General features: G+C 60.7%; 20 protein-coding genes. 12 read left to right on the top strand and 8 right to left on the bottom strand.

Features of this window, described 5'->3' with window-relative positions; translation table 11 throughout:
- Positions 1-60: 60 nt before the first annotated feature.
- A complete protein-coding gene (locus LG31_RS0104610; RefSeq protein ID WP_225315422.1) occupies positions 61-435 on the bottom strand; it encodes a hypothetical protein in 375 nt (124 codons plus the stop codon).
- A 249-nt stretch (positions 436-684) separates the two neighbouring features.
- On the opposite strand from LG31_RS0104610, the gene LG31_RS0104605 reads away from it, so the two are divergent.
- Positions 685-1,833 (top strand): sodium:phosphate symporter, encoded by a 1,149-nt coding sequence (locus LG31_RS0104605; protein WP_033113328.1) that lies wholly within the window; start codon positions 685-687, stop codon positions 1,831-1,833.
- 173 nt (positions 1,834-2,006) lie between these two features.
- Positions 2,007-2,477, top strand: a complete 471-nt coding sequence (locus tag LG31_RS0104600) for a BamJ family beta-barrel-assembly machinery protein (RefSeq protein WP_033113327.1) — start codon at positions 2,007-2,009, stop codon at positions 2,475-2,477.
- Between the two features lie 187 nt (positions 2,478-2,664).
- On the opposite strand, the gene rdgC is transcribed toward LG31_RS0104600, so the two are convergent.
- The gene (rdgC, locus tag LG31_RS0104595) at positions 2,665-3,576 is read right to left on the bottom strand and encodes a recombination-associated protein RdgC (protein ID WP_033113354.1); all 912 of its coding nucleotides are present in this window, start codon (positions 3,574-3,576) and stop codon (positions 2,665-2,667) included.
- Positions 3,577-3,756: 180 nt separating this feature from the next.
- Here rdgC and LG31_RS0104590 point away from each other — a divergent pair, with 180 nt between their 5' ends.
- The 3 genes from LG31_RS0104590 (at position 3,757) to LG31_RS0104580 (ending at position 9,264) form a co-directional block, all read left to right on the top strand.
- The gene (locus tag LG31_RS0104590; RefSeq protein WP_033113326.1) at positions 3,757-4,185 is read left to right on the top strand and encodes a GNAT family N-acetyltransferase; all 429 of its coding nucleotides are present in this window, start codon (positions 3,757-3,759) and stop codon (positions 4,183-4,185) included.
- Positions 4,186-4,288: 103 nt separating this feature from the next.
- Positions 4,289-5,515 carry an exonuclease SbcCD subunit D C-terminal domain-containing protein gene (locus tag LG31_RS0104585; protein WP_033113325.1) on the top strand — a complete coding sequence of 409 codons (1,227 nt, stop codon included), beginning with the start codon at positions 4,289-4,291 and terminating at the stop codon, positions 5,513-5,515.
- Positions 5,512-9,264, top strand: coding sequence for an AAA family ATPase (locus LG31_RS0104580; protein ID WP_033113324.1), 3,753 nt, complete (start codon positions 5,512-5,514; stop codon positions 9,262-9,264). Before LG31_RS0104585 ends, LG31_RS0104580 begins: the two co-directional genes overlap by 4 nt.
- A gap of 61 nt (positions 9,265-9,325) precedes the next feature.
- Here the strand turns inward: LG31_RS0104580 and LG31_RS0104575 are convergent, their stop codons facing one another.
- Both LG31_RS0104575 and LG31_RS0104570 read right to left on the bottom strand, forming a co-directional pair.
- Complete coding sequence (locus LG31_RS0104575; protein WP_033113323.1) at positions 9,326-10,090, bottom strand: DODA-type extradiol aromatic ring-opening family dioxygenase; 765 nt, start codon at positions 10,088-10,090, stop codon at positions 9,326-9,328.
- 217 nt (positions 10,091-10,307) lie between these two features.
- Complete coding sequence (locus LG31_RS0104570) at positions 10,308-10,553, bottom strand: hypothetical protein (protein ID WP_033113322.1); 246 nt, start codon at positions 10,551-10,553, stop codon at positions 10,308-10,310.
- Positions 10,554-10,861: 308 nt separating this feature from the next.
- On the opposite strand from LG31_RS0104570, the gene pykF reads away from it, so the two are divergent.
- The 3 genes from pykF to LG31_RS0104555 all read left to right on the top strand — a co-directional run bounded on the left by pykF (position 10,862) and on the right by LG31_RS0104555 (position 17,103).
- Entirely contained in the window at positions 10,862-12,274 is a 1,413-nt protein-coding gene (pykF, locus tag LG31_RS0104565) for a pyruvate kinase PykF (protein WP_033113321.1), read from the top strand.
- A gap of 150 nt (positions 12,275-12,424) precedes the next feature.
- On the top strand, positions 12,425-15,760 hold the full coding sequence (gene mscK, locus LG31_RS0104560; protein WP_033113320.1) for a mechanosensitive channel MscK: 3,336 nt from the start codon (positions 12,425-12,427) through the stop codon (positions 15,758-15,760).
- 404 nt (positions 15,761-16,164) lie between these two features.
- Positions 16,165-17,103, top strand: a complete 939-nt coding sequence (locus LG31_RS0104555) for a GGDEF domain-containing protein (protein WP_033113319.1) — start codon at positions 16,165-16,167, stop codon at positions 17,101-17,103.
- A gap of 104 nt (positions 17,104-17,207) precedes the next feature.
- Here LG31_RS0104555 and crr read toward each other — a convergent pair whose 3' ends face one another.
- From crr to cysK, 4 genes are all read right to left on the bottom strand, one after another.
- Positions 17,208-17,717: a PTS glucose transporter subunit IIA gene (gene crr / locus LG31_RS0104550; RefSeq protein WP_005303134.1), complete on the bottom strand. Its 510-nt coding sequence runs from the start codon at positions 17,715-17,717 to the stop codon at positions 17,208-17,210.
- A 42-nt stretch (positions 17,718-17,759) separates the two neighbouring features.
- A complete protein-coding gene (ptsI, locus tag LG31_RS0104545) occupies positions 17,760-19,487 on the bottom strand; it encodes a phosphoenolpyruvate-protein phosphotransferase PtsI (protein WP_033113318.1) in 1,728 nt (575 codons plus the stop codon).
- Positions 19,488-19,531: 44 nt separating this feature from the next.
- A complete protein-coding gene (locus LG31_RS0104540; RefSeq protein WP_005303128.1) occupies positions 19,532-19,789 on the bottom strand; it encodes an HPr family phosphocarrier protein in 258 nt (85 codons plus the stop codon).
- A gap of 442 nt (positions 19,790-20,231) precedes the next feature.
- Entirely contained in the window at positions 20,232-21,200 is a 969-nt protein-coding gene (cysK, locus tag LG31_RS0104535) for a cysteine synthase A (RefSeq protein ID WP_005347490.1), read from the bottom strand.
- A gap of 159 nt (positions 21,201-21,359) precedes the next feature.
- Between cysK and LG31_RS0104530 the strand changes: the two genes are divergently transcribed.
- The 4 genes from LG31_RS0104530 to LG31_RS0104515 form a co-directional block, all read left to right on the top strand.
- Positions 21,360-22,202 carry an AAA family ATPase gene (locus tag LG31_RS0104530; RefSeq protein WP_033113317.1) on the top strand — a complete coding sequence of 281 codons (843 nt, stop codon included), beginning with the start codon at positions 21,360-21,362 and terminating at the stop codon, positions 22,200-22,202.
- 3 nt (positions 22,203-22,205) lie between these two features.
- Positions 22,206-23,369 carry a vWA domain-containing protein gene (locus LG31_RS0104525; protein WP_033113316.1) on the top strand — a complete coding sequence of 388 codons (1,164 nt, stop codon included), beginning with the start codon at positions 22,206-22,208 and terminating at the stop codon, positions 23,367-23,369.
- Positions 23,370-23,423: 54 nt separating this feature from the next.
- Positions 23,424-24,545 (top strand): beta-ketoacyl-ACP synthase III, encoded by a 1,122-nt coding sequence (locus LG31_RS0104520; RefSeq protein ID WP_033113315.1) that lies wholly within the window; start codon positions 23,424-23,426, stop codon positions 24,543-24,545.
- A gap of 56 nt (positions 24,546-24,601) precedes the next feature.
- Positions 24,602-26,021, top strand: a 1,420-nt coding sequence (locus LG31_RS0104515) for an HD domain-containing phosphohydrolase (protein WP_033113314.1), incomplete at its 3' end; no start/stop codon positions are given.

Here is a 26,021-nt window from a genome sequence, read left to right as displayed (position 1 = left end):
CATGGCTCCCCTTTTTGCTGCCGGTCTGTTGCCGGTCACACGGGCTTGGGCCCGGTCTGCTTACTGCTTATCCAGTACGGCGGTCGCCGCAGCCTTGAGCGGATCGCGAGCGATGGTTTTGGCATCCTGCTCCGCCTTGTGCAACTGCTGGTTTGCCTTGTCCATCTTCTGCTGCATACCGTTGCCGCTCTCCTTGAGGTCGGCGCGCTTCTCGCCCAGCAGGTCGGTGCGGCCTTTTTGCACCTCGGCTTTCACCTTCTCTTTCTCCTGCTTCACCAGCTTGCTGGTATCACAGTTGCCCTTGACCCCCAGAGTGGCATTAACCGCTTCGTTTTTGAGGGCCTTGTCGAGGTTGCAATCTGTTTTCAACAGGCTGGCCTGTGCCCCCGCCGAGAGCAGCCCCAGCGACAGAGAGAGGATCCATGCACGCATCATCTTGTTTACTCCTGCTTGCCAATAAAGGGGCGCAGTGTAGCGATCACGTCCCGGCTGGCAAGGCGACAGTGGCTGCACCACCCCTTTTGCCACCCCAGAGCCAACCGGCTCGGTCAACGCTTGTCGCCGCAGCTCGTCGTCATAAAAACATCATCGAAATGTCACGTTGTCATATTTCTGTCATTAACCACTGATTAAATGCGCGGGTCATCAACAACCCAAGACGGCACGGCCGTCCCAAGAGGCTTTATGCAACAGAGTGACTCCCAACAGCAGCAGTCAGCGACCCGCGCCCTGTTCAACTGGATGAGTGTCATCGCCCTGGTTTACCTGATCCTGGTAGCCGTCGGCGCAGTCTCCCACGGTTTCAAAGGTTTCTCCGGCGGCGCCGAGGGCGCAGCCCAGATCTTCGCGTTTGCCAACAACCCCTTCGTCGCCCTGCTGCTCGGCATCCTGGCGACTGCGCTGGTGCAATCCTCCAGCACTGTGACCTCGGTGATCGTCGGTCTGGTTGCCGGCGGCCTGCCCATCGGCATGGCCATCCCCATGGTCATGGGTGCCAACCTCGGCACCACCATCACCAACACCATCGTTTCGCTGGGTCATGTCCGCGACCGCACCGAATTCCGCCGCGCCTTCGCCGCCGCCACCGTACACGACTTCTTCAACCTGATGGCCGTGGTCATCTTCCTGCCGCTGGAGCTGATGTTCGGTCTGCTGCAACATAGCGCCGAATGGCTGGCCAACATGCTGGTGGGCTCTGCCAACATGTCGATGAAGGGCATGGATTTCATGAAGCCGCTGACCGCACCGGCCCAGCAGCTGATCGACAGCGCCGTCGCCTTCCTGCCGGGCAAGGGTGCCGCCATCGCCACCATCGTCATCGGTATCCTGCTGATCCTGGCCAGCGTCACTTATCTGGGCAAAGTGCTGCAGAAGGTGCTGGTTGGCCGCGCCAAAGAGGTGCTGCACAAGGCACTGGGCCGTGGCCCGCTGAGCGGCATCACCTCCGGTGCGCTGGTGACCATCATGGTGCAATCCTCCTCCACCACTACCAGCCTGATGATCCCGCTGGCCGGCGGCGGCGTGTTCAGCACTCGCCAGCTCTACCCCTTCACTCTGGGCGCCAATATCGGTACCACCATCACCGCTCTGCTGGCTGCCACTGCCATCAGCGGAGCCGGTGCCCAGCTGGCCCTGACCATTGCGCTGGTCCACGTGCTGTTCAACGTCTTCGCCGTGGCGCTGATTTATGGCCTGCCATTCCTGCGTGACCTGCCGGTGCGCGCCGCCGAAGGGCTGGCCCGGATTGGCAGCGAGAACAAGCTGCTGGCGCTTGGCTATGTGGCGGGACTCTTCTTCGCCCTGCCGGCCCTGATGATGGTCGTGGCCAAGTAAGCGCTGCCATCATAACAAGGGGCGAGTCACCGACTCGCCCCTTTTTACGTCTGCGCCACCCTGCTTTGCCTGCCCGCTCACATCCTCCCCCCCCTGTGGCTCGCCATGAGGGGCGGTGCGCGATAAGATGGCCCCTCATTGCACTCTTTGTCTTTCTTGGAATAGGAAAACCGATGAAATTCATACTGATCGCGCTGCTGGTTGCCGGTGTCGCCTACTACTTCTACTCCAGCAGCAATAACAAGAAGCTGGCCGAAGATAATGTTCGCAAGGGGGCCGAGTTCCTCGCCAGCAACAAGGAGAAACCGCTGGTGACCACCACCGCCTCCGGCCTGCAGTACGAAGTGCTGACTCCGGGCACCGGCACGGTTCACCCCACTGCCACCAGCAAGGTGAAGGTGCACTACGAGGGCAAGCTGCTGGACGGCACCGTCTTTGACAGCTCGGTCGCCCGTGGCGAGCCCATCGAGTTTGGCCTCAATCAGGTGATCAAGGGGTGGACCGAAGGGGTTCAGCTGATGGTGGAAGGGGAGAAGACCCGCTTCTATATCCCGGCCAACCTCGCCTACGGTGACCGCGCTGCCGGCAAAATTCCGCCGGGATCCGTGCTGATCTTTGATGTGGAGCTGTTGGGTATCAAGTAAGCCCCTGTGGCGAAATCCCACGCCCGAGCTGATCTTCAACGTGGAGCTGCCGGGTATCCAGTCAACCGTAGCTCGGAGAGCGGCCGACCATCAGTCGGCCCTCTCTGTTCGGGATTGCCTTCGGTCATCAGCGCCCATAAAAAAACCGCCCTCGGGCGGTTTTTTGCAATCAGGCAGAGCAGTTCGCCTAGATGGACTGCTCTTCGCCACCCAGGGCGGCAAACAGCGCCGGGATAAACTGGGATAGCTCGGCGGTCACCAGCGCAAAGTCGGCATCCAGACGGGCGGCCGGATCTTCGCTGGTCACGTCGTCGTTCTGCTCGCGCAGCTCTTCGCTGAACTTCAGGCGCTTGATGGAGAGATCATCCCCCAGCACGAAGCTGACGGTCTCGCCCCAGTTGAGGGCCAGCTTGGTCACCAGCTTGTCGTTGGCCAGGTGGTTCTTGATTTCATCCGTCATCAGATCCTGCTGCTTGCAGCGGATGATGCCGCCGTGCTCCATGGCACTGCGCAGCTCTGCTTCGTCTTCCAGGGTGAACGAAGCGGGCAGATTGCCCTCGTTCAGCCACTCGGTCATGGTGATTTCGGGCGGGTTCTTGAGGGCCACCGGCACAACCGGCAGGGAGCCGATGGATTTGCGCAGCAGTGCCAGCAGGTCGTCCGCCTTCTTGGCTGAGCCTGCATCCACCACCATCAGGTTGTCGGCCGGATTGATCCAGGCGAAGGTCTGGCTGGTACGGCTGAAGGCGCGCGGCAGCAGGGTATGGAGAATCTCCTCTTTGAGCGCTTCCTTCTCTTTCTTCTTGAGGGCGCGGCCCTGTTCGAACTCGATCGCCTCTACCTTCTCCGCCAGCATCTCCTTGACCACGGTACCGGGCAGCATCTTCTCCTCCTTGCGGGCGCAGATGAGGATGTGGCCGGAGGCGCTGTGGGTCAGGGTTGAGCCGAATTTGCCAAGGGGCTTGACCCACCCGAACCGGGAGATGTCCTGACTGCCGCAGGGGGTGAAGGCACAGGCCTCCAGCTGGGTTTCCAGCTGCTCCACGGTCAGGTCAAAGGGGCGGGTAAAGCGATAAATCTGCAGGTTTTTAAACCACATGGCGTCCTCGGTCTCGATAGATTGTCCGGCGGGCATTGTACTAGAGAGGCGCTTTGTGATCAGCCAATCATTCTTGCTAAATAAAGGGCGATCAACTTCACAGGGTGCCATCCCGGTTACCGGAACTGTCATCAAGTTCCCCTAGACTGCGAAGGTGAAGTTGTTAACAAGGATGAAGATATGTTGCGGCCCAGTCGCCCCGAAGACATGGACGAGATCGTCGAAATCTGGTTGCTGGCCTCCCTGCAGGCCCACGATTTTGTCGATGCCTCCTGCTGGTGGCAGGCTCAGGAGGATCTGCGTACCCGATATCTCGATCGCGCCTCCATTTGGGTGTTCGAGGAGCGCGGCGACCTGCTTGGTTTCATGGCGCTGGTAGACAACTACCTCGCAGCCCTCTTTGTGCGCCCCGACCGACAGGGACGCGGCGTCGGCCACGCCCTGCTGCAGGAGGCCAAGCGTCAGGGGGCGTCGCTCCATGCCAGAGTCTTCGTGGAAAACTCTCAGGCGGTGCGCTTCTACCGCCGCCACGGCTTCGTCATCGAGGCGGAGGAGTCCGATCCCCTTACCGGCCACCCCCAGTACAAGATGTGCTGCGAACCTGCATGAGCTGACGGCAGCCCCCTGTTTTACTTGAAAAAAGCACGGGGCATCCTCATCTTGTCACCATCGGGTGCCACCGGCACCATCCCAGGATCCGGGTTGCTTTCTCATGAAAATCCTCCATACCGCCGACTGGCATCTTGGCCATCAACTCCATGGTCACGACCGCCGTTTTGAACACGATGCCTTCCTCGACTGGCTGACCGACACCCTCAAGGTGCGCGAGATCGACGCCCTGCTGGTGGCGGGCGATCTGTTTGATACCGCCAATCCGCCCGCCAGCGCCTGGCAGCAGCTCTACCGCTTTCTGGCGCGGCTGCGCGCCGAGCTGCCTCACCTCAACATGGTGCTGATCGGCGGCAACCACGACTCTCCCTCCAAGCTGGATGCCCCCCACGAGCTGCTGCGGGCCTTTGATCTGCATCTGGTAGGCAGCATCAGCCGCGATGGCGATGGCAAACTCGAGACCGACCGTCTGCTGGTGCCGCTGCAAGACCGGGAAGGCAAGATTGCCGCCTGGTGCGCCGCCGTGCCGTTCCTGCGCAGCAGCGATCTGCGGGTAGAACAGCTGGCTGAGGGGCAGGACCGGCTGATCGAAGGGGTACGCCAAATCTACACCGAGGTGCTGGCCGAAGGGCGCACCCGCTGCGGCGAGGATCTGCCGCTCATCGCCATGGGCCACGCCTATCTGGCGGCGGGCCAGCTCTCCGAGCTTTCAGAGCGGCGGGTGCTCGGCGGCAACCAGCACGCCCTGCCTGCCGAACTCTTTGCCGGTGCCGACTACACGGCGCTCGGTCACCTCCATCTGGCCCAGAGCCCGGCCGACGGGGTGCACTACAGCGGCTCGCCGCTGCCGCTATCGCTAGCCGAGGCCAACTACAACCATCAGGTGCTGGAAGTGACCTTTGCAGAGGGCAAGCTCACCACGGTGGCATCCATTCCAGTGCCACGCGCGGTGGAGATGATCCGCCTGCCCCAGAGCCCTCTCGACGACGCATTGAACGCCATCGAGGCACTGACGCTCCCCCCTTGTCCACAAGAAGCACAGCCCTTCCTCGAAGTGCGGTTGCTGCTGCCCAAGCCCGAGGCCCGCATCCGCGAGCGGATTCTGGCGGCCATCGCCGACAAGCCGGTGCGGCTGGCCCGCATCAGCACCCAGTATCAAGGCTCGGGCGAAGGGCTGGCCGATGGCCGCGAGCGGCGCAGGCTGGATGAGCTCTCCCCCACTGAAGTTTTTCGCCTCTGCTATCAGCGCCAATTTGAAGGGGAACCCGAGGCACAGCTGGTCGCCTCGTTTGAAGAGATCCTTGAGCTGGTGAAGGAGTCCAACGCATGAAAATCTTGTCTCTGTCAGGTGAGAATCTGGCCAGTCTGACCGGCACCTTCACCATCGACTTTACCAGGGGGGCGCTTGGCGCCGCGGGCCTGTTTGCCATCACCGGCAATACCGGCGCCGGCAAGAGCACCCTGCTCGACGCCATTTGTCTGGCTCTTTACGACGAGATGCCGCGCTTTATCGCCAATCGCAAGAACGTGGCCGAAGTGGGCCGCATGGATGACGAGGAGAAGCTCAAGGCCAACGACGTGCGTGGCATCCTCAGCCGCGGTCACGCCAGCGGCTTTGCCGAGGTGCAATTTCGTGGCTGCGATGGCCGCATCTGGCTGGCCCGCTGGGCGGTGCGCCGTGCCCGCAACCGCGCCGAGGGGCGCTTTCAGGCGCAGGAGCGCACCCTGACCGATGTCGAGTCGGGTCAGGTTTTCTCTGGCAGCAAGCGGGAGCTGCAGGATCGCATCGACGAGCTGGTGGGCCTCTCCTGGGAGCAGTTCCGCCGCGCGGTGATCCTGCCGCAGGGGGAATTCGCCGCCTTCCTCAAATCGGACGCCAACGAGCGCTCCGCCCTGCTCGAACGGATGACCGGCACCGAGCTCTACTCCGCCATCTCCATCCAGACCTATGAACGGGCGCGGGAAGAGCAGCAGAAGCTGGCCGCCATCCATCAGCGCCTCGGCGACGTGGCGCTGATGGACGAGGCGACCCGCGAGCAGTGGGTAAGCCGGCAGGTGAATCTCGCCACCAGCCTCAAGCATGAACAGCAGCAACAGCAGCTGATGCAGGATCTGCGTGACCTCAACAGCCGCATCGCCGCCCAGCAGCAAGGTTGCAGCGAGGCTGAAGCCGCGCTGGATGCAGCCATGCAGGCCCATGGCGGCGCCGCTCCCGAGCGAGAGGAGTTCGCCCGCGCCGAGCAGGCGCAGGTGGCCCGCGCCGATCACGACGAGCTGGCCCGCCTCACCCTTGAGGTACAGCAGCAGGAGAAGGTGATCGCCGAGTTGGGGCCTGAGCTGGCCAAGCTCGAGGAGCAGACCCAGCAGAGCGCCCTCACCGAACAGCAGCTGCTGGCGGAGAAGATTGCCGCCGAGCGCGAATGGGGCGCCCTGCAGCCTGAACTCAAGCGGGCACAGGAGCTCGACACCCGCATTCGGGAAAAGCAGCAGCAGTTGCAGAAGATCCAGCAGGAGGGAACTCAGGAGCGGGAAGTCCAGCTCACCCTCGAGCAGGGGTGGCGCGAGCAGAGCCGACAGGTAGAACAGCTCAAGCAGCAGCACCAGCAGTGGAGCCTCTGGCTGGAAGAGAACAAGGAGCTGGCACCAGTGGCCCGCCAGTGGCAGCCCCTGCTCACCGCCATGCAGGATTGGGCCGAGGATGCCGACAAGCTGCAACAGCTGCTCACCCTGCGGGATCACAAGCTGCGCGCCCTGCAGCAGTTGCAACGCCAGCTGGAACAGGGCCAGCAGGAGCGCGACTACTGGCAACAGGAGCAGGCGCGGCTGCAACAGCAACAAAACGAGTTGCAGGAGCAGCAGTGGGAGAGCCGCCTCGCCAAGGCGCAGGAGCAGTGGCAGCAGCAGACCGAACAGCTGGGCCTACTGCGCCAACTGCTGGAGCTGGCCGACTATGGCCGCAACCACGGCGAGCAGCATGGCCGTCTGCAACAGGAGATTGGCCAACTGGAGCAGGCGCTCGGCAAACTCGCCACCCTTGGCGAAGAGCTGGCACCAGCCCGCGAGCGGCTTGCCATGCAGCGGGACGAGGCGCGCCACGCGCTGGAGCAGTCCCGGGCGGTGGCCACGTTCGAGCAGTATCGCCATATCCTGAGCGATGGCACCCCCTGCCCGCTCTGTGGCGCCGAGGAGCACCCCTACAGCCAGAGCCAGCCACAGTTGGCCGGCATTCTCGGTCAACTGGCGGAGCGGGCCCGCAGCCTGGAGCTGGAGTGGGAGCGGCTCAACCATCAATACATTCAGTGCGAGAGCGAGCGTCAGGAGCTGGCTCGCCAGCTGGCAGTACGCCAGCAGCACCTGCCGGAGCTGGAGGCGCGCGCCGAGCAGCTGACCCAGCGCTGGCTGCAGCTCGGAGGCGATACCCTGCTGGGCCACCCGCTGCCGCTGCGCCAGAGCCCCATTGAGTGGAACGAGCTGATGAGCACCCTGCTCGGCCACGGCCAGATGCTGGAGCAGGGGCTGGCCCAGAGCCAGCAGCTGCTGCGTCAGGCCCAGCTTGGCCAGCAGCAGTTGCAGGGGGTGCGTCAGCAGCTGAGCCAGCTGGGCGCCCAGCACCAGCAGTTCGAGCAGCAGTGGCAGGAGGCTGACCGCCAGCGCATTGCGCTGGAAGGGGAAGTGAAGGCAATGGGCGAGCAGGAAGCGACCCTGCGCCAGCGCCTCGAACTGGGGGGCAACCGTCTCGATGAACAGATGGCTGGCCAACCCTGGCGCCAGTGGCTCGGCAGCCAGCAGTGGCGTGAGTGGCAGCGGGCCTGCGAGGCCTGGCTGCACGGCCAGAGCGAGTGGGAGCGGCTGGCCAGCGAGATCGCCAGTCTCACCCCGGCCCTGAGCGCGCAGGAGGCGCGCCTGCAGACCCAACGCGAACTGCTGCACAAGCTGGAGCGGGACTACAAGGAGCACGAGCAGCAGCGGCAGGGACTGCTCACCAGCCGCGCTGCCTGTCTGGGTGGTGAGGATATCGCACTGGTCGAGAACCGCTGGCAGCAACGACTACAGCAGGTCGCCAGCGAACTGGAGGCGATGCAACAGAGCGCCCGCACCCTGCGCGAGCGGCAGACCGAGCTCAAGACCCGCCTCACCCATGTGGAGCAGGAAAAACAGGTGAGCAGCCGCCGTAAGCGGGAGGTGCTGGGCCGCTGGGCGGCCCACGCCAGTACCCTCGGCATCGCCGAATACGACCTGCGCCGGCTGTTGGCCATCAGCCCCGATGAGCTGAAGGCGCGCCGCGCCGCCCTGCAAGGGCTGGAGGATGCGGTTGGCGAGGCGCGCACCCGCCTTGCCGAGCGGCAGCGGGCGCTGGCGCTGGAGGAGAGCAAGCGGGAACGCTATCGCGAGCATCACCCCGAGCTGGCTGCCCTGCCGCAGGAGGAGCTGGTACTGCGGCTCACGGCACTGGAAGCCCACTGCCGCGAGCTCGACGAGCAACTGTTCGAGTGCAAGAGCACGCTGGCGCAAGCCGAAGCGGCCGCCCTCAAGGCGGGCAGCCTGCAGCAGGAGCTGGCCAGCCAGCAGGCAGTCGCCGATCACTGGCAAAAGCTGTGCGATCTGATCGGGCAAGCCAACGGCGCCAAGTTCCGCACCTTTGCCCAGAGCCTCACCCTCGAGCGCCTGTTGCTGGAAGCCAACGCCCAGCTCGCCGAGCTCTCGCCGCGCTACCGGCTGGAGCGGGTGCCAGGCACTGATCTGGCGCTGCAGGTGGTGGATCTCGACATGGGGGACGAGGTGCGCTCGGTGGACTCCCTCTCCGGTGGCGAGAGTTTTCTGGTGTCGCTGGCACTGGCGCTGGCCCTCTCCAGCCTCTCGTCAGGGCAGACCCAGGTCGAGTCGCTCTTTATCGACGAGGGGTTCGGCACCCTGGATCCGGACAGTCTGGATCTGGCGCTCGCCAGCCTCGACTCCCTGCAGGCCGCCGGCCGCCAGATCGGGGTTATCTCCCACGTCCAGACCCTGGTGGAGCGGATTGGTGTGCAAGTCAGGGTGGAAGCCCTTGGTGGCGGCGAAAGCCGGGTGATCGTCCCCTGACCGCAGCCCCCCGAACGACAAGAGCCCGCCAATTGGCGGGCTCTTGCTTGCACGGCGCTCGTTAATCGAAGCGATAAGCCCCCATGTAGAGGCTGCCGCCATCCCAGCTCTCGTGCAGCAGGATCGGTGCCTTGCCCTGCGCGGCCCCCAGCGCCACAAAGAGCGGGCGCAGGTGATCGTCATGGGGGTGAGACTCCACCGCCCCAGGGGCCAGCCGACGGTAGTCGAGCAACGCCTCCCGCTCCTCTGCCGCCATCGCCCCTTCCAGCCAGTCGACAAACTGGCTGGCCCAGCGCGGCACCGGCGACCCCTCGGGCCCCAACGCCCGCAGGTTGTGGGTAATGGCGCCGGAGGCAAGGATACCAATCCCCTGACTGCGCAATTCGGCAAGCGCCTCTCCCAGTTGCCAGAGCTGGGTCGGGGTGAAGCTGGCGGGGATGGAGATCTGCACCAGCGGGATCTCGCTGTCCGGGTCGATCAGGGAAAGCGGCGACCAGACCCCGTGGTCCAGCTCACGCCGCACCGGGGTCGCGCTCAGACCCGCCAGCGTCAGCTGATCACCCACCGCCTGCTGTAACCATTCGGGGCTGCTGGCTGGCCAGCGCATCCGGTAGAGCGGCTCGGGAAAGCCGTAAAAATCGTACATCAGCGCCGGATTGGGCTCGACGTTGATCTGCAACTCGCGGCTGAACCAGTGAGCGGAGATGACCACCAATCCCTTGAGATCCCCCAGCCGCAGGGTGCTCAGAAATCGGGTGGCAGGTTGATCACGCAACACCAGATCCGGTGCGCCGTGAGAGATAAACCAGACGGGGGCGAGGGACATAACAGTGACTCCAGCAAGGGTTTGGATGGCGATTTTTGCCGCAAGGCAACGCCGCTGAATTCATTATCAGCCCACCTCAACAGGTTAACAATCAGGCTAAATGGATAAGCACTATCAACCTATTATTGATAATAAGATGGCCAGCCCCACCATTGTCAAAAGAGGGCAGCCTGTCTGGTTAGCCCACTTTGCGGTTCCCCCACAACCTGATGACCCCTCAACGACTCTCGCCGGAAAGGGCCACGCGGGTCGCCGCCCCCTGCGCCAGCCACTCCTGCAGCAGCAGTCGCTCTGCGGCCACCTCTGCCGAGACCGGTGCCGCTCCTTCGGCAGAGTGGTTGCCGGTAAAGGCTGAGCGCCAGTGGTGATTACCCGGCCAGATAGCGTCAGGCATGGCATGGGCCAGCAACAGTGCCCCCGCCAGCAAAAGCAGGACCGGGCCACCCCATGGGCTGTTTTCCATCTGTTTCCCCTTCACAAGCGCGCCAATGGGCTAACATCTTTGCGCAAGCTGGTGACAAGACGGTGACAGTGAGCAGGTGGTCATTTTACAACATCTGAACCTTCTCTCCGCCAATAAGACACAGATGGCAACATTTGTCGTCAATCAGCTCAGACCAGTGGATGCATGCTCTAAAAAGTGACCAACAGGAAAACGTTATCCCTGAAAAGAAAACGTTATCTGGTCAAAACGTTGTTTCTGGATCATAAAAAGAATCCAAAAACTGGTGTATATTGCTCGGCGGAAACTCCTTAACCATGAAGACTGACATGAAAAAGACCAAAATCGTCTGCACCATCGGTCCCAAGACCGAATCCAAAGAAATGCTGGCAAAAATGCTGGACGCCGGCATGAACGTCATGCGCCTGAACTTCTCTCACGGTGATTACGAAGAGCACGGCACCCGTATCCGCAACCTGCGCGAAGTGATGGCCGAAACCGGCAAGCGCGCAGCTATCCTGCTGGATACCAAGGGTCCGGAAATCCGTACCATGAAGCTGGAAGGTGGCAATGACGTAGCACTGGTTGCTGGCCAGACCTTCACCTTTACCACCGACCAGACCGTGGTTGGCAACAAAGACAAAGTGGCCGTGACCTATGCTGGTTTCGCCAACGACCTGCGCGTCGGCAACCGCATCCTGGTTGACGACGGTCTGATCGGTCTGGACGTCATCGAGATCACCGAGCGCGAAGTTGTCTGTAAAGTACTGAACAACGGCGATCTGGGCGAGAACAAGGGCGTCAACCTGCCGGGCGTCTCCATCAAGCTGCCGGCCCTGGCCGAGAAAGACAAGCGTGACCTGATCTTCGGTTGCGAGCAGAGCGTTGATTTCGTTGCTGCTTCCTTCATCCGCAAGAAAGAAGACGTACTGGAAATCCGTGAGCACCTGAAAGCCCACGGTGGCGAGAACATCCAGATCATCTCCAAGATCGAGAACCAGGAAGGTCTGGACAACTTCGACGAGATCCTGGCTGTTTCCGACGGCATCATGGTTGCTCGTGGCGACATGGGTGTAGAGATCCCGGTTGAAGAGGTAATCTTCGCCCAGAAGATGATCATCGCCAAGTGCAACAAGGCCCGCAAAGTGGTTATCACTGCCACCCAGATGCTGGACTCCATGATCAAGAACCCGCGTCCGACCCGCGCCGAAGCCGGCGACGTGGCCAACGCCATCCTGGACGGTACCGATGCAGTCATGCTGTCCGGTGAATCCGCCAAGGGTAAGTACCCGCTGGAAGCCGTGACCATCATGGCGACCATCTGCGAGCGTACCGATGCCGTGATGCCGTCCAACCTGTCTGCTGCCAACGACAGCAACAAGCTGCGCATCACCGAAGCCGTATGTAAAGGTGCGGTAGAGACCTCCGAGAAGCTGGACGCCCCGCTGATCGTGGTTGCCACCGAAGGCGGCAAGTCTGCCAAGGCCATCCGCAAGTACTTCCCGAAAGCCTGGATCCTGGCTATCACCACCAACAAGAAGACCGCTGCCCAGATGGTTCTGACCAAGGGTGTGGTTGCTCACGTGGTTGACAGCATCGCCTCTACCGACGATTTCTATCGCATCGGTAAAGAAGCCGCGCTGGAAATCGGCATGGGCCAGAAAGGTGACGTGGTTGTGATGGTCTCCGGTGCTCTGGTACCGAGCGGCACCACCAACACCGCTTCTGTTCACGTTCTTTAATCGGAACTGAACAAGCTGAAAACGGCGCCTGCGGGCGCCGTTTTTTTTATCCCTCCCCCCTGCTTCGCAAAGGGTGCCGGTGTTAGAATCCCCGCGGATTTAATCCAGGTGGGAAATTTCCCAATTACCGCGCAATAACCCGGAAGTTATATGCAATCAACACCCTTCAAGAGAGCATCGGCCATCCTGTTGCCGCTGCTCTGCCTACTCGTCAGCCTCTGCGTTGCCCCGCAAGCCATGGCGCAGGATGTTCCCTCCCGCGCCACAGTCCAGCGGGCGCTGGACAATCTGGGCAAATCCGAGACCCTGACCGTCAGTCAACAAAACGATCAGAAGTTTCTGACCGATACCCTCGCCCTGCTCGACAGCATCGACAAGGAGGAGGCGAAAGCCAAGGCGCAGGCCCAGCGCATTCGCAATCTGCCGGGTGAGCTGCGCGACATCAGCGCCAAGCTCAACGACTTGACCCAGGGCAAGAGCCCGGAGCAGATCAAGAGTGAATACGCCAGCATGAGTCTGGCCGAGCTCGACAACCGCCAGCCCGATGTGCTGGCCAACATGCAGGCCGCCCAGGAGGCGCTCGGCGCCATCGGCAGCCAGCTCACCAACCTGCAAACCCTGCCGGAGCGCGCCCAGAGCAGCATGAGCCGCGCCTATCAGCGCAGTCAGGAGATCCGCAGCCGTCTCACTGCCGGCGAGAACGTCAGCAGCGCCGAGAAGATGAAGCTCAATACAGAACTGGCACTGCTCGATCTGCAAATTTCCCAGCTGCAAAAGGATATGGACAACCGTACCAGCATGCAGGATCTGGCGGTCAAACAGCGCGACTACCAGAACGCCCGCCTCACCAGTGAAGAGCAGAAGCTGCAACTGCTGCAGGAGCAGAGCAGTGCCAAGCGCCTCGGCGACACTGAGAAGACCGCCGAACAGACCGGCGAGCTGGTAGCGACCGAAGACAGCCCGCTGGTACAAAAAGAGCAGGTCCTCAACCATCAGCTCAGCCAGCAACTCATCAGCGCTACCACCAACCTCAACTCGCTGGTGCAGAAAAACCTGCAGGCCAAGAGCTGGCTGGAGCGCGGCACCCAGACCGAACGCAACCTCAACGAACAGGTGCAGATGCTCAAGGGCAATCTGCTGCTGTCACGCATCCTCTATCAGCTCTATCAACAGCTGGAAGCGGCGCCCACCATCGCCGTCAAAAACCTGGAAGAGCAGATCGCCGATCTGCATCTGGCCCAGTTCGAGCTGAGTCAGCAGCGTGACCAGCTGTTCCAGAAGAACCTCTATCTGGACAACCTGATCGAGGGCAGCAAAGAGCCGGTCAGCGAGGAGGACAAGGAGAGTCTCAGCAAACTGATCGATACCCGCATCAATCTGCTCGATCAGCTCAACCGCCAGCTCGACAGCCAGCTCACCAACGCCATCAGTCTGCAGCTGACCCAGCAGCAGCTGGCGCGGGTCTATGCCTCTATCGAATTTACCCTGCAGCAGCACATCTTCTGGGTAAGCAGCAACAAACCGATCGACTTCAAGTGGGCCATCAGCTGGCCGGCCCAAGCCTACAAACAGGCCTCCGACTGGGTACTGAAACCGGACTGGAGCCAGTGGCGCCAGGAACTGCTCGGCGTCTCCCTGCTCGCCTTCCCGCTGCTGCTGATCGGCGGCCTGCTGATGTGGAAGCGTCCAGCGCTGGCCGAACGCCAGAAAAAGATTGCCAAGGATCTGGGCCGCTTCCGTCAGGACAGCCAGTGGCACACCCCGCGTGCACTCTTCTTTACCCTGTTGCAACGCCTGCCGGGCAGCCTGTTCATTCTGGCGGGCGGCTTGCTGCTCACCTACTGTGGTCTGCTGAGCCCCAAGCTCATCTTCCAGATCACCCTTAACCTGGCCCTCGGTTATCTGGTATTCAGCATCTACATGGCGGTGATGCGCCCGGGCGGCCTCGGTGAATCCCACTTCCGCATCCCGCGCGCCGAGCTGCAGGCCAAGCGCAACAGCATGCGCTACCTCTGGCTGCCGCTGTTGCCCCTTATCATGCTGTCAACCAAGGCGGTGGTAGAACCCTCCACCTTGGGCAACGACGTGATCGGTCAGGCTCTCACCCTGATCCTGTTGGCACTGGCCGCCTATCTGGTGTTCCCCATCTCCCGCGCCCGCATCAAGGGCGAGGCGAGCATGACCCAGACCATGACCGCCATTGCGTTGGCACTGGCCCCGGTGGCGCTGATCGTGCTGGCGATGCTCGGCTACTACTACACCGCGCTGAAGCTGACCGGTCGCCTGATCGAATCCTTCTATCTGCTGATCATCTGGAGCCTGGTCTACCGCACCGCCCTGCGCGGGCTGGAGCTGGCGGCCCGTCGTCTGGCCTACCGCCGCGCCGTGGCCAAACGTGAGCACAAGTCCTCGGAAGATGCGGAAGGTGGCGAGTCCATCGAAGAGCAGCCGATGGATCTGGAGGATGTCAGCCAGCAGTCCCTGCGTCTGACTCGCACCGTGCTGATGCTGATCTTCGGCGTCGCCTTCTACTGGCTCTGGTCCGATCTGGTCGCGGTCTTCTCCTACCTCGACAGCATGGTGCTGTGGCACCGCAGTGAAGGCACCGGCGCCAATGCCGTGCTCTTCCCCATCAGCCTGAGTGACGTACTGATCGGCCTCCTGCTGCTCGGCGGCGCCTGGTCGCTGGCACGCAACCTGCCGGGTTTGCTGGAGGTGCTGGTGCTCTCCAAGCTGAACCTGGCTCAGGGGACGGCCTACGCCATCACCACCATGCTCAACTACGTACTGATCGGCTTCGGCTCGCTGACCGCCCTCTCCATGATGGGCGTGCAGTGGGACAAGCTGCAGTGGGTAGCGGGTGGTCTGTCAGTCGGTATCGGTTTTGGCATGAAGGAGATCCTCTCCAACTTCGTCTCCGGCATCATCATCCTGTTCGAGCGTCCGGTGCGGATCGGTGACACCGTCACCATCGGCTCCTTCTCGGGTACCGTTTCGCGGATCCGCATTCGCGCCACCACCCTGACCGACTTCGACCGCAAAGAGGTGATCATCCCCAACCAGCAGCTGATGACCGAACGGCTGATCAACTGGTCGCTGAGTGACACCGTGACCCGGGTGATCGTGCGGGTAGGCGTGGCATACGGTTCCGATCTGGAGCTGACCCGCACCCTGCTCAAACAGGCGGCGGACGAGAACAGCCGCGTGTTGAAAGACCCGGCGCCCATCGTCTACTTCCTCACCTTCGGTGCCAGCACCCTGGATCATGAGCTGCGCTTCTTCGTGAGCGAACTGGGAGATCGCAACCCGGCGGTGGACGAGTTGAACCGCAAGATCGACCAGCTGTTCCGCGAGAATGGCATCGAGATCGCCTTCAACCAGATGGATGTCTACATCAAGAACATGCAGGGGGAGGAGCAGAAGGTCGAATCCAACTCCGGCGCCCTGCCGCCACCTCCCGCAGAAGAGGGCAAGCAGCCCGCTTAAGGGAAGAGGAACCAACAAAGCCGCTCACCGATGTGAGCGGCTTTTTTATTGCGTTCACATGATCGGTCAGCGGATCGGAGGAAGCTCGGCAAGCCTTGGGGAGATGGCCACCCGGCAGGTGTTGCCCTCTCTGGCGACAGAATACTGTTATTTTATAAACAAAAAGGTTTATAAAATAAGCCACTAAACGTGCTGAATCATTACCGCAAGCCGCGCTGGTGACATCGGCAGACACGCAGCAGACCCCTCCGTTCTGGTGCAAAATGCAGCTCCTCCACCCTTTTCCCTGCTTTCAGATGAGACGAGAGCCCGCCCCGGCCGTGCCCCAGAAATCCATTTACCACCTGCGCTGGCTAACCTATGTTAGAGAAAGTGACAAAAGGATCAGGGAGCATCACGTGACGATGGAAGAGAGAGAACTGCAGCAGATCCTGTTTCGCTCCTTTGATGTGATACCGCTCCCCATTCTGGTGTCAGAATCGGTGGCGCGCCGCGAGGGTCTGCCCGATACCGGTGACAGCATCCCTGTTCGTCGCCATCGCTTTCTCAACCGCGCCTTTCGCGAGCAGCTCGGGTATGACCTGACCGACCTGCCCGATATGGACAACTGGTTTCGCCTCGCCTATCCGGATGCAACCTACCGCAGCGCGATCATTCAGGCCTGGCACACCGAGGTAGAGCAGTCACTGCAACAGGGGCTGGAAGTGGCAGAGATACCCGCCCTGATCCGCTGCAAGAATGGCCAGCACCGCTGGTTCGTGGTGACGGCCCAGCTGGGGGCCGATGCAATCCCGGATGGCCATATCGTCACCTTCCGCGACATTCACGACCTGCAGTGCATGGTGGAAGAGGTGAGCCGCCTCTCCTGTACCGACCCCCTCACCGAGCTGTGCAACCGTCGTGGTGCCGAGCAGCAGCTGCAATCCCACCGGATGCAGGGCGATGCCTTTGCCCTCGTGCTGGGCGATATCGACCACTTCAAGCAGATCAACGACCGTTACGGTCACCCTGCCGGGGATGCAGCGCTCTGCGCCGTTGCAGAAACCATGACTGAGCTGCTGCAACCGGGGGAGTGCCTGGCCCGCTGGGGCGGCGAGGAGTTTCTGCTGATCTTGCCGGATCACACGCTGGAGCAGGCCGCCTGCCGGGCCGAACGGCTGCGCCAGCAGGTCAGCGAGCAGGTCATGCCATGGCAGGGACAAGCTATCACTCTCACCATCAGCCTTGGCTGCGCCGCAACCCGGGGCGATCAGAGCATCGACTATCTACTGATGATGGCGGATCGGGCGCTTTATCTCGCCAAGGAGCAGGGGCGCAACCGGGTGGTGGTCGCGAAAGAGTAAAGGGAGGAGGGAATACGGTTTTGGCCCTGATCGCAGCCATAAAAAAACCGAAGCACAAGGCTTCGGTTTTTTATTGCAGTAACAGGCGCTTGGCCCGTCACGGCTTATTTCTTGATACGGATCACCGGGGTCTCGCCCACAGTCACGGCACCAGTCATCTTCACCAGCTCTTTGATCTCGTCCATGTTGGAGATGACCACCGGAGTCAGGGTAGATTTGGCTTTCGCTTCCAGAACGGCCAGATCGAACTCGATGATGGTGTCGCCGCGCTTGACCTGCTGGCCTTCCTGAGCGATACGCTTGAAGCCTTCGCCTTTCAGCTCAACGGTGTCGATACCGAAGTGAACGAACAGCTCGATGCCGGAGTCGGATTCCAGAGAGAACGCGTGGTTGGTCTCGAAGATCTTGCCGATGGTGCCGTCGCACGGAGCAACCATCTTGTTGCCAGCCGGCTTGATGGCGATGCCGTCGCCGACGATCTTCTCGGCGAAGACTACGTCGGGTACATCTTCGATCGGTACGATTTCGCCAGACAGCGGAGCAAAGATTTCGATGCCACCGGTGTCAGAGCTATCGTCGGAAACCAGTTTCTTCAGTTTGTCGAACAGACCCATATAAAGCTCCTAGAGATGATTTGTCGCTGTTTGCAGCCGATCTTAGCAGACTGCCTTCTGCTTAATAAAGTTATCTACGCACGCTTCGATTTCAGCAGCGGTGGCAAAGCTCAGTGCTTGATCAGCCATTGCCTTCACATCTTCGAAGTTGGTGTTGCGGATAAGCTTCTTGATACGCGGTACAGAGATGGCGCTCATGGAGAACTCATCCAGACCCATACCCAGCAGCAGCAGGGTGGCACGCTCGTCACCAGCCAGTTCACCACACATACCGGTCCACTTGCCTTCGGCATGGGATGCATCGATAACCATCTTGATCAGGGTCAGGACGGAGGGTGACAGCGGGTTGTACATCGCGGAGATCATCTCGTTACCACGGTCGACAGCCAGGGTGTACTGGGTCAGGTCGTTGGTACCGATACTGAAGAAATCCACTTCCTTGGCAAGATGATGAGCCATGACGGCAGCAGCCGGGGTCTCGATCATGATACCCACTTCGATGGATTCATCAAAGGCTTTGCCTTCGGCGCGCAGTTCGGCTTTCAGCGTCTCTACGGTAGCTTTCAGGCTACGGAACTCTTCGACAGAGATGATCATCGGGAACATGATGCGCAGTTTGCCAAAGGCAGACGCACGCAGAATGGCCCGCAGCTGAGCGTGCATGATGTCTTCGCGATCGAAGAAAATACGCACGGCGCGCCAGCCCAGGAAGGGGTTCATCTCTTTCGGGAAATTCATGTACGGCAGCTCTTTGTCGCCGCCAATGTCCATGGTGCGCACGATGATCGGCTGATCCGGCATCGCTTCGGCCACTTCTTTGTAGGCTTTGAACTGCTCGTCTTCGGTCGGCAGCGCGTCACGGTCCATGAACAGGAACTCGGTACGGTACAGACCCACGCCTTCGGCGCCATTGCGGATGGCACCTTCTGTATCCTTGACGGTACCGATGTTGGCGCACACTTCGACCTGATGACCATCAAGCGTGATGGCAGGCAGATCTTTCAGCTTGGCCAGCTCGTCCTTCTCGGCCTGATAACGGGCCTGAGTCTCTTTGAACTGGGTCAGCTCGGCTTCGCTCGGGTTGATCACAACCTTGTTGTTGATGGCGTCGAGCAGGATCATCTCACCGTTCTTGACGCGATCGGTGATGTCGTTGGTGCCCACGATGGCCGGCAGCTCCAGGGAGCGGGCCATGATGGAGGTGTGAGAGGTACGGCCACCGATGTCGGTAACGAAACCCAGCACATATTTCAGGTTGATCTGAGCGGTCTCGGACGGAGTCAGGTCTTTGGCGACCAGAATCACCTCTTCGTCGATGGTGCTCAGGTTGACAACGGCTATGCCCAGTACGTTCTTGACCAGACGGGTACCGATGTCACGGAAGTCGGTTGCGCGCTCGCGCAGATAGGGGTCGTCCAGCTCGGCCATCATCTTGGCGTACTGTTCGATCACCTCGTAGATGGCTTTGTCGGCGGATGCCTTGTTATCTTTGATGAAGGATTTGATATCCCCTTCCAGCTCTTCATCTTCGAGCAACATGATGTGGCCTTCGAAGATGGCCTCTTTTTCTTCGCCGAAGGTGCGACCGGCCATCTCTTTGATGGCTTCCAGCTGTGCAGCTGACTTGGTGCGGGCTTCGAGGAAGCGGTTGATCTCGACATCAATCTGGTCAGCAGAGATCTTGCCCTGATTGATAACGATTTCATCTTCTTTCAGAAGAAGCGCCTTACCGAATGCGATACCGGGGGACGCAAGAATGCCAGATATCATAATCCTTCCTATTAAAACGACTGTGGGGGAGGAATAAAGCTGGATTACTCCAGCTCGTCCATCAGGGCAACCAGCTTCTCAACGGCTTTCTGAGCGTCCGGGCCGTCGGCCTGGATGGTCACGTTGGTGCCTTTGGTCAGACCCAGAGTCTGCAGCTTGAACAGGCTCTTGGCGCTGGCGGATTTGCCACCGGAGACCACAGTGATCTCGCTTTGGAATTCTTTGGCTTCTTTCACGAACTGAGCTGCCGGACGGGTGTGCAGGCCGTTTTCAGCAGTAATAACAACAGACTTCTCGTACATGGTTTCACCCCATATTATTGATATTTTTTAGTAAGCTGGTCGCTTTTCAGACAACCTGACCCACCGTGTCAGTATGGATATGTTGTAAAGTAACGAAAGCAGACCCGCAATGGTTTAATCCAGGTCAATTTTCTGTGCAGTATTTCGGTGTCTTGATCGGGATTTTTCCGTTATTGAGCTACAAGCCGCATCAGGACTGGCCTGAAATTATTTTATAACGAAAAATAACACTTTGTTACTTTGTGATACCTGACCATCAGACACCGCGTGACGCCGCACAGGATATGAGATTTATCACAGAATGTCTGCTTTTTTTCTCGCTCCGGAGCTTGTTATTTTACCCCAAAAAATAAGGTCCCGAGTGGCGCTGGGCGATGCAGAGTCTAGCCCATAAAGAAACGGCGCTCCTGGGAGCGCCGTCTTGTCAGTGCAATCTTGTGGTTTACTGCTGCAGCTCCTGCTCGCTGAATACGCCGGCAAACAGGGCGCTGGAGAGGTAGCGCTCCGCGGCGCTCGGCAGGATGACGACAATCGTTTTTCCTTCAAACTCCGGCAGCTCGGCCAGACGGCTGGCAGCCACCACGGCTGCACCGGAGCTGATACCAGCCAGGATCCCCTCCTCCTCCATCAGACGGCGGGCCATCTCGATAGCTTCGTCACTGGTCACCTGCTCAACCCGGTCAATCAGGGAGAGGTCAAGGTTGCCCGGGATAAAGCCGGCACCAATCCCCTGGATCTTGTGGGGGCCCGGTTTGATCTCTTCACCGGCCAGCTTCTGGCTGATGACCGGCGACTCGGCAGGCTCAACGGCGACAGAGACCACCGCCTTGCCCTGGGTCTTCTTCAGGTAGCGGGAGACACCGGTAATGGTGCCACCGGTACCGACCCCGGCCACGAACACATCTACCTCGCCGTCAGTGGCATCCCAAATCTCGGGGCCGGTGGTCTTTTCGTGGATCTCCGGGTTGGCCGGGTTTTCAAATTGCTGCAACAGCACATACTTACCCGGCTCGGACTCGAGGATCTCGTTGGCCTTGGCAATGGCCCCTTTCATGCCGAGCGGTCCTTCGGTCAGCACCAGATTGGCACCGAGCGCCTTGAGCAGCTTGCGGCGCTCCAGGCTCATGGTGGCCGGCATGGTCAGGGTAATGGGATAGCCGCGAGCTGCTGCGACAAAGGCCAGAGCAATACCCGTGTTGCCGCTGGTGGGCTCGATGATCTCCTTACCCTTGGTCAGGATGCCGCGCTTCTCGGCATCCCAGATCAGGTTGGCACCGATACGGCACTTGACGCTGAAGCTGGGGTTGCGGCTCTCGATCTTGGCCAGCACGCGGCCTTTGGTAACACGGTTGAGACGAACCAGCGGGGTGTGACCGATAGTCTGGCTATTGTCCTCAAAAATTTTGCTCATGGTGCTATCCCTGTGTTTGTTACGACGATGAAACAAGATTACCCTGTGGTTTCTGAATGAGAAGTGACTATTCGTTATAACCATATGGTATTACAACATATAGAGCTTATTCTCTCTGGCCCCTGACTCCGGGTGCCAATCGTCAAAGGAACCGACGTTATGGGATTTTCAGGAAGCAGCCAGTATCTCGCCTCCGAGGCATTGAAGATGGCGGTCAATGCCGCCATCACCCTCGAAAAACCGCTGCTGATCAAAGGGGAGCCAGGTACCGGCAAGACGGTGCTGGCAGAAGCGGTCGCCGACCATCTCGGCACCGATCTCATTGCCTGGCATATCAAGTCCACCACCAAGGCCCAGCAGGGGCTCTACGAATATGATGCGGTAGCCCGGCTGCGCGACTCCCAGCTAGGTGACCCTAAAGTGGCCGATATCAGCCACTACATTCGCCAGGGCAAGCTGTGGCAGGCTTTCAGCGCCGAACAGCGACCGGTGCTGCTGATCGACGAGATCGACAAGGCCGATATCGAATTCCCCAACGATCTGCTGCTGGAGCTGGATCGGATGGAGTTCGACGTCTACGAGACCGGCGAGCGAGTCAAGGCGCGCCAGCGGCCGGTCGTCATCATCACCTCCAATAACGAAAAAGAGCTGCCGGACGCTTTCCTGCGCCGCTGTTTCTTCCACTACATCCGCTTCCCCGACAAGGCCGAGATGCAGGCCATCGTCAAACTCCACTACCCAGACCTCAAGGAGAGCCTGCTCGGTGAAGCGATGGATCTCTTCTTCGAGCTGCGCGAGGTAGAGGGACTGCGCAAGAAGCCCTCCACTTCAGAACTCCTGGACTGGATCCGCCTGCTGCTGGCCGACGATATCGCCCCCGAGGCGATGCGCGCCCGCGAGCCGGGCAAGCTGGTGCCCGCGCTATACGGCGCCCTGCTCAAGACCGAGCAGGATCTGCATCTATTCGAGAAGCTCGCCTTTCTGGCCCGGCGCGGCAGCTAATTTATGCTGATCGACTTTTTTACCCACCTGCGCCGCCACAAGCTCCCCTGCAGCCTGCGCGAACTGCTGGACTTGCACGCCGCACTGGCTGCCCGGTTGGTCACCATCGATATGGACGAGTTCTACCAACTCTCCCGCTGCCTTCTGGTAAAAGACGAGGCCCACTACGATCGCTTCGATCGCGCCTTCGCCGAATACTACGAGGGGCTGGACGCCATCCCCCTGCTGCCGGAGAGCCTGCCCGAGGAGTGGCTGCGCAAGGAGTTCGAACGGCTGTTGAGCGCCGAGGAAAAGGCGTTGCTCAAATCCCTCGGCGGACTCGACAAACTGCTGGAGACCCTTAACCAGCGGCTGAACGAGCAGAAAGAGCGCCACGCCGGCGGCAACAAGTGGGTAGGGACCGGCGGCAGCAGCCCGTTTGGCCATGGGGGTTTTCACCCCGAGGGGGTGCGCATGGGTGGAGAGGGGCAGCATGGCAAGGCGGTCAAGGTGTGGGAGGCCAGGCATTACCGCAACTTCAGCGACGACTCGCCGCTCGGCCAGCGCGCCATCCAGCTGGCGCTGCGCAAACTCAGGCGTTGGGTACGCAAAGGCAATCCCGACGAGCTGGATCTCGACGACACCATAAAAAGCTCTGCCCGGCAGGGTTGGCTCGATGTGAAGCTGCGGCCCGAACGCCACAACGGGGTGAAGCTGTTGGTTTTCTTCGATGTAGGAGGCTCCATGGATGCCCACGTAGCCGAGGTGCAGCGCCTCTTCTCGGCTCTGCGCCACGAGTTCAAGCATCTGGAGTACTTCTATTTTCACAACTGCCTCTATGACTTCGTCTGGAAGGATAACGAGCGCCGCTTTGAGGAGCGGTTCGATACCCTGCGGCTGCTGCGCACCTATGGCAGCGACTACCGGGTGATCCTGGTGGGGGATGCCACCATGGGCCCCTATGAGATCACCTGGCCGGGCGGCAGCGTCGAGCAGTGGAACGAGGAGCCGGGTCAGGTGTGGCTTACCCGCTTGCAGCAGCACTTTCCCAAACTGGTATGGATCAACCCCACCCCGCGCCGGGAATGGCTCTGGCATCCCTCCATCAAGCTGATGAATGACGTGGTTGGCGGGCGGATGCATCCGCTGACTCTGGCGGGTCTCGCTGCGGCGATCGACCAGCTGTAACCCTCTCTACCCTATAAACCGACAAGCCGGGAACGCACCCGGCGAGGAGCAAAGATGACCTCTATCGTGATCAGCGGCTCAGGCCTCTATACCCCACCCTTTGCCGTCAGCAATGAAGAGCTGGTGGCCGCCTTCAACCAGTATGTGGATCTCTACAACGAGGAGAACGCCTCCGCCATCGACGCCGGTCAGCTCCCTGCCAAGCAGCATTCCAGCTGCGAGTTCATCGAAAAGGCCTCCGGTATCAAGAGCCGTTATCTGGTGAGCCGCGAGGGGGTGCTCAACCCCGACATCATGCAGCCGCTGCTGGCGGAGCGACCCGACGATATGCCCTCCATCATGGTGGAGATGGCGGTAGCCGCCGCCGAACAGGCGCTGATCGCCGCCGGCCGCGAGCCTGGCGAGATCGATCTGGTCATCGTCGCCGCCTCCAACATGCCACGCCCCTACCCGGCGCTGGCCATCGAGCTGCAGCACTATCTGGGGGCGAGCGGCATGGCCTTTGACATGAACGTCGCCTGCTCGTCTGCCACCTTCGGTATCAAAACAGCCTCAGACATGCTGGCGGCAGGCACCGCCAAACTGGCGCTGGTGGTCAATCCGGAGATCTGCTCGGGGCACCTCAATTTTCGCGATCGGGATAGCCACTTTATCTTCGGCGATGCCTGTACCGCGGTACTTTTGGAACGAGCGGAAGATTGCAAGGTGGCCAATCCGTGGCAACTGGTGGCAAGCAAGCTGGTGACCCAGTACTCCAACAACATCCGCAACAACTTCGGCTTTTTGAACCGGCTCAGTCCGCGCACCCGCTACGGCGATGACAAGCTGTTTCGCCAGCAGGGGCGCAAGGTGTTCAAGGAGGTGTTGCCGCTGGTGTGCGAGCAGATCGCCAACCAGCTCGATGAACAGGGCTGGCCTGCCGAGAGCCTGAACCGGCTCTGGCTCCATCAGGCCAACCTCACCATGAACCAGTTCATCGGCCGCAAGCTGCTGGGCCACGATGCCAGCCAGCAGGAGGCGCCGGTCATTCTCGACAGCTATGGCAATACCAGCTCGGCGGGTTCCATCATCGCGTTTCATCTGTACAATCGCGACCTTCCTGTCGGGGCGCGCGGCGTCCTCTGCTCGTTTGGCGCCGGCTACTCTATTGGTAGTCTGTTGCTGCAACGGTGCTGAGGATGGCGCGCCTGTCGCGGCGGCCATAACAACAAAAACGCTGTTCAGGTGAAATCATGATGAGAATCTCGGGGCGTTGTGCCCTGCATTACGGGGTTACCCTGTCACTCTTTTGCCTCTACGGATGGCAGGTCTGCCCGTTTCTCGAGAGTCTCACCCTGCCCCAGCTGCTGGGGCCGACGCTGGTGACGTTCGCCATCATGTTCGCCATACGCAACATGCTGCTCTCAAGGCGCCCCCTGCCGCGCAACGGTCTGGATGGATTCATGCTGGAGCTGGGCTTTTACCTGCTGGGGGCGCTGCTGCTCTCTGGCTACAACGCAGTGGCCCACGATTTTCCACTGACAAGCCATCTCAAGGTGCTGCTGGGGATGACCACCCTCGGCTTTCTGGTGGCGGCCGATCTGACTCTGGAGCGGGATTGGTATCGAGCCAGAGCACGGCAAGATGAGCAGAACCTGGCGCTGAGCTACCCGCTGGCCATGCCGCTGCCACGCAAGTTCATCCTCTTTACCCTGGCGACGCTCAGCCTGCTGGGGTGCGTCTTCTTTTTGCTGTTCAACAAGGATCTGGAGTGGCTGGTGACGGTGGAGCGCAGTCTGCCGAGGGTCGAGGCCCAGCACTACATTCTGTGGGAGATCGCTTTCGTTATGACGGTGACCTTCAGCTATCTCGCCCTCATCATTTACGGCTACGGCCGCAATCTTGGCCTCTCCCTGCGCCACCAGACCCGCACCATGGCCAGAGTGCAATGCGGTGACTTCGATGCCCGGGTGCCGATCACCCGGGATGACGAGTTCGGCCTTATCGCCGCCAGCACCAATCAGATGATCGGCGAGCTGAAATCCCGCAGCGACGAGCTTAACCTCACCCGTGATGTGGCCATTCTCGGGCTCGCCTCGCTGGCAGAGACCCGCGACAACGAGACCGGCGCCCATATCATCCGTACCCAGCACTACGTCAAGGCGCTGGCAGTGCATCTGAGCCTCAGCAACTGGGATAGCTATCCACTGGATGATGCAACCATCGATCTGCTGTTCAAATCGGCCCCGCTGCACGATGTAGGCAAGGTGGGCATTCCCGATGCCATCCTGCTCAAGCCGGGCAAGCTGACCGATGAGGAGTTCGCCATCATGAAGCGCCACCCGCAGATCGGCGCTGATGCGCTGGCGAGCGCCGAGGCGCAGCTGGGCTCCAACTCCTTCCTGCGGCTGGCCCGGGAGATCTCCCTCACCCACCATGAAAAGTGGGATGGCAGCGGCTATCCGGCAGGGCTGGCGGGTAAGGATATCCCCCTCTCGGGGCGGCTGATGGCGGTGGCGGATGTCTACGATGCCCTCATATCGAAACGGGTCTACAAACCCGCATTCAGCCATGAGGAAGCGAAGGAGATCATTGTGAAAGGGAGCGGCAGCCATTTTGATCCCGGCATCGTCGCGGCCTTTCTCGCCTGCGAGGCGCAGTTCAAGGATATTG

The organism is Aeromonas lacus, from assembly GCF_000764665.1.
Classification (GTDB): Bacteria; Pseudomonadota; Gammaproteobacteria; order Enterobacterales; family Aeromonadaceae; genus Aeromonas; species Aeromonas lacus.
The sequence above is the reverse complement of the archived record's forward strand: the minus strand, read 5'-3'. Positions and strand labels throughout refer to the sequence as shown.

Coding starts and splice junctions, on each gene's coding strand:
- LG31_RS0104610 (WP_225315422.1), bottom strand. CDS start 435: ATGATGCGTGCATGGATCCTCTCTCTGTCGCTGGGGCTGCTCTCGGCG.
- LG31_RS0104605 (WP_033113328.1), top strand. CDS start 685: ATGCAACAGAGTGACTCCCAACAGCAGCAGTCAGCGACCCGCGCCCTG.
- LG31_RS0104600 (WP_033113327.1), top strand. CDS start 2,007: ATGAAATTCATACTGATCGCGCTGCTGGTTGCCGGTGTCGCCTACTAC.
- rdgC (WP_033113354.1), bottom strand. CDS start 3,576: ATGTGGTTTAAAAACCTGCAGATTTATCGCTTTACCCGCCCCTTTGAC.
- LG31_RS0104590 (WP_033113326.1), top strand. CDS start 3,757: ATGTTGCGGCCCAGTCGCCCCGAAGACATGGACGAGATCGTCGAAATC.
- LG31_RS0104585 (WP_033113325.1), top strand. CDS start 4,289: ATGAAAATCCTCCATACCGCCGACTGGCATCTTGGCCATCAACTCCAT.
- LG31_RS0104580 (WP_033113324.1), top strand. CDS start 5,512: ATGAAAATCTTGTCTCTGTCAGGTGAGAATCTGGCCAGTCTGACCGGC.
- LG31_RS0104575 (WP_033113323.1), bottom strand. CDS start 10,090: ATGTCCCTCGCCCCCGTCTGGTTTATCTCTCACGGCGCACCGGATCTG.
- LG31_RS0104570 (WP_033113322.1), bottom strand. CDS start 10,553: ATGGAAAACAGCCCATGGGGTGGCCCGGTCCTGCTTTTGCTGGCGGGG.
- pykF (WP_033113321.1), top strand. CDS start 10,862: ATGAAAAAGACCAAAATCGTCTGCACCATCGGTCCCAAGACCGAATCC.
- mscK (WP_033113320.1), top strand. CDS start 12,425: ATGCAATCAACACCCTTCAAGAGAGCATCGGCCATCCTGTTGCCGCTG.
- LG31_RS0104555 (WP_033113319.1), top strand. CDS start 16,165: ATGGAAGAGAGAGAACTGCAGCAGATCCTGTTTCGCTCCTTTGATGTG.
- crr (WP_005303134.1), bottom strand. CDS start 17,717: ATGGGTCTGTTCGACAAACTGAAGAAACTGGTTTCCGACGATAGCTCT.
- ptsI (WP_033113318.1), bottom strand. CDS start 19,487: ATGATATCTGGCATTCTTGCGTCCCCCGGTATCGCATTCGGTAAGGCG.
- LG31_RS0104540 (WP_005303128.1), bottom strand. CDS start 19,789: ATGTACGAGAAGTCTGTTGTTATTACTGCTGAAAACGGCCTGCACACC.
- cysK (WP_005347490.1), bottom strand. CDS start 21,200: ATGAGCAAAATTTTTGAGGACAATAGCCAGACTATCGGTCACACCCCG.
- LG31_RS0104530 (WP_033113317.1), top strand. CDS start 21,360: ATGGGATTTTCAGGAAGCAGCCAGTATCTCGCCTCCGAGGCATTGAAG.
- LG31_RS0104525 (WP_033113316.1), top strand. CDS start 22,206: ATGCTGATCGACTTTTTTACCCACCTGCGCCGCCACAAGCTCCCCTGC.
- LG31_RS0104520 (WP_033113315.1), top strand. CDS start 23,424: ATGACCTCTATCGTGATCAGCGGCTCAGGCCTCTATACCCCACCCTTT.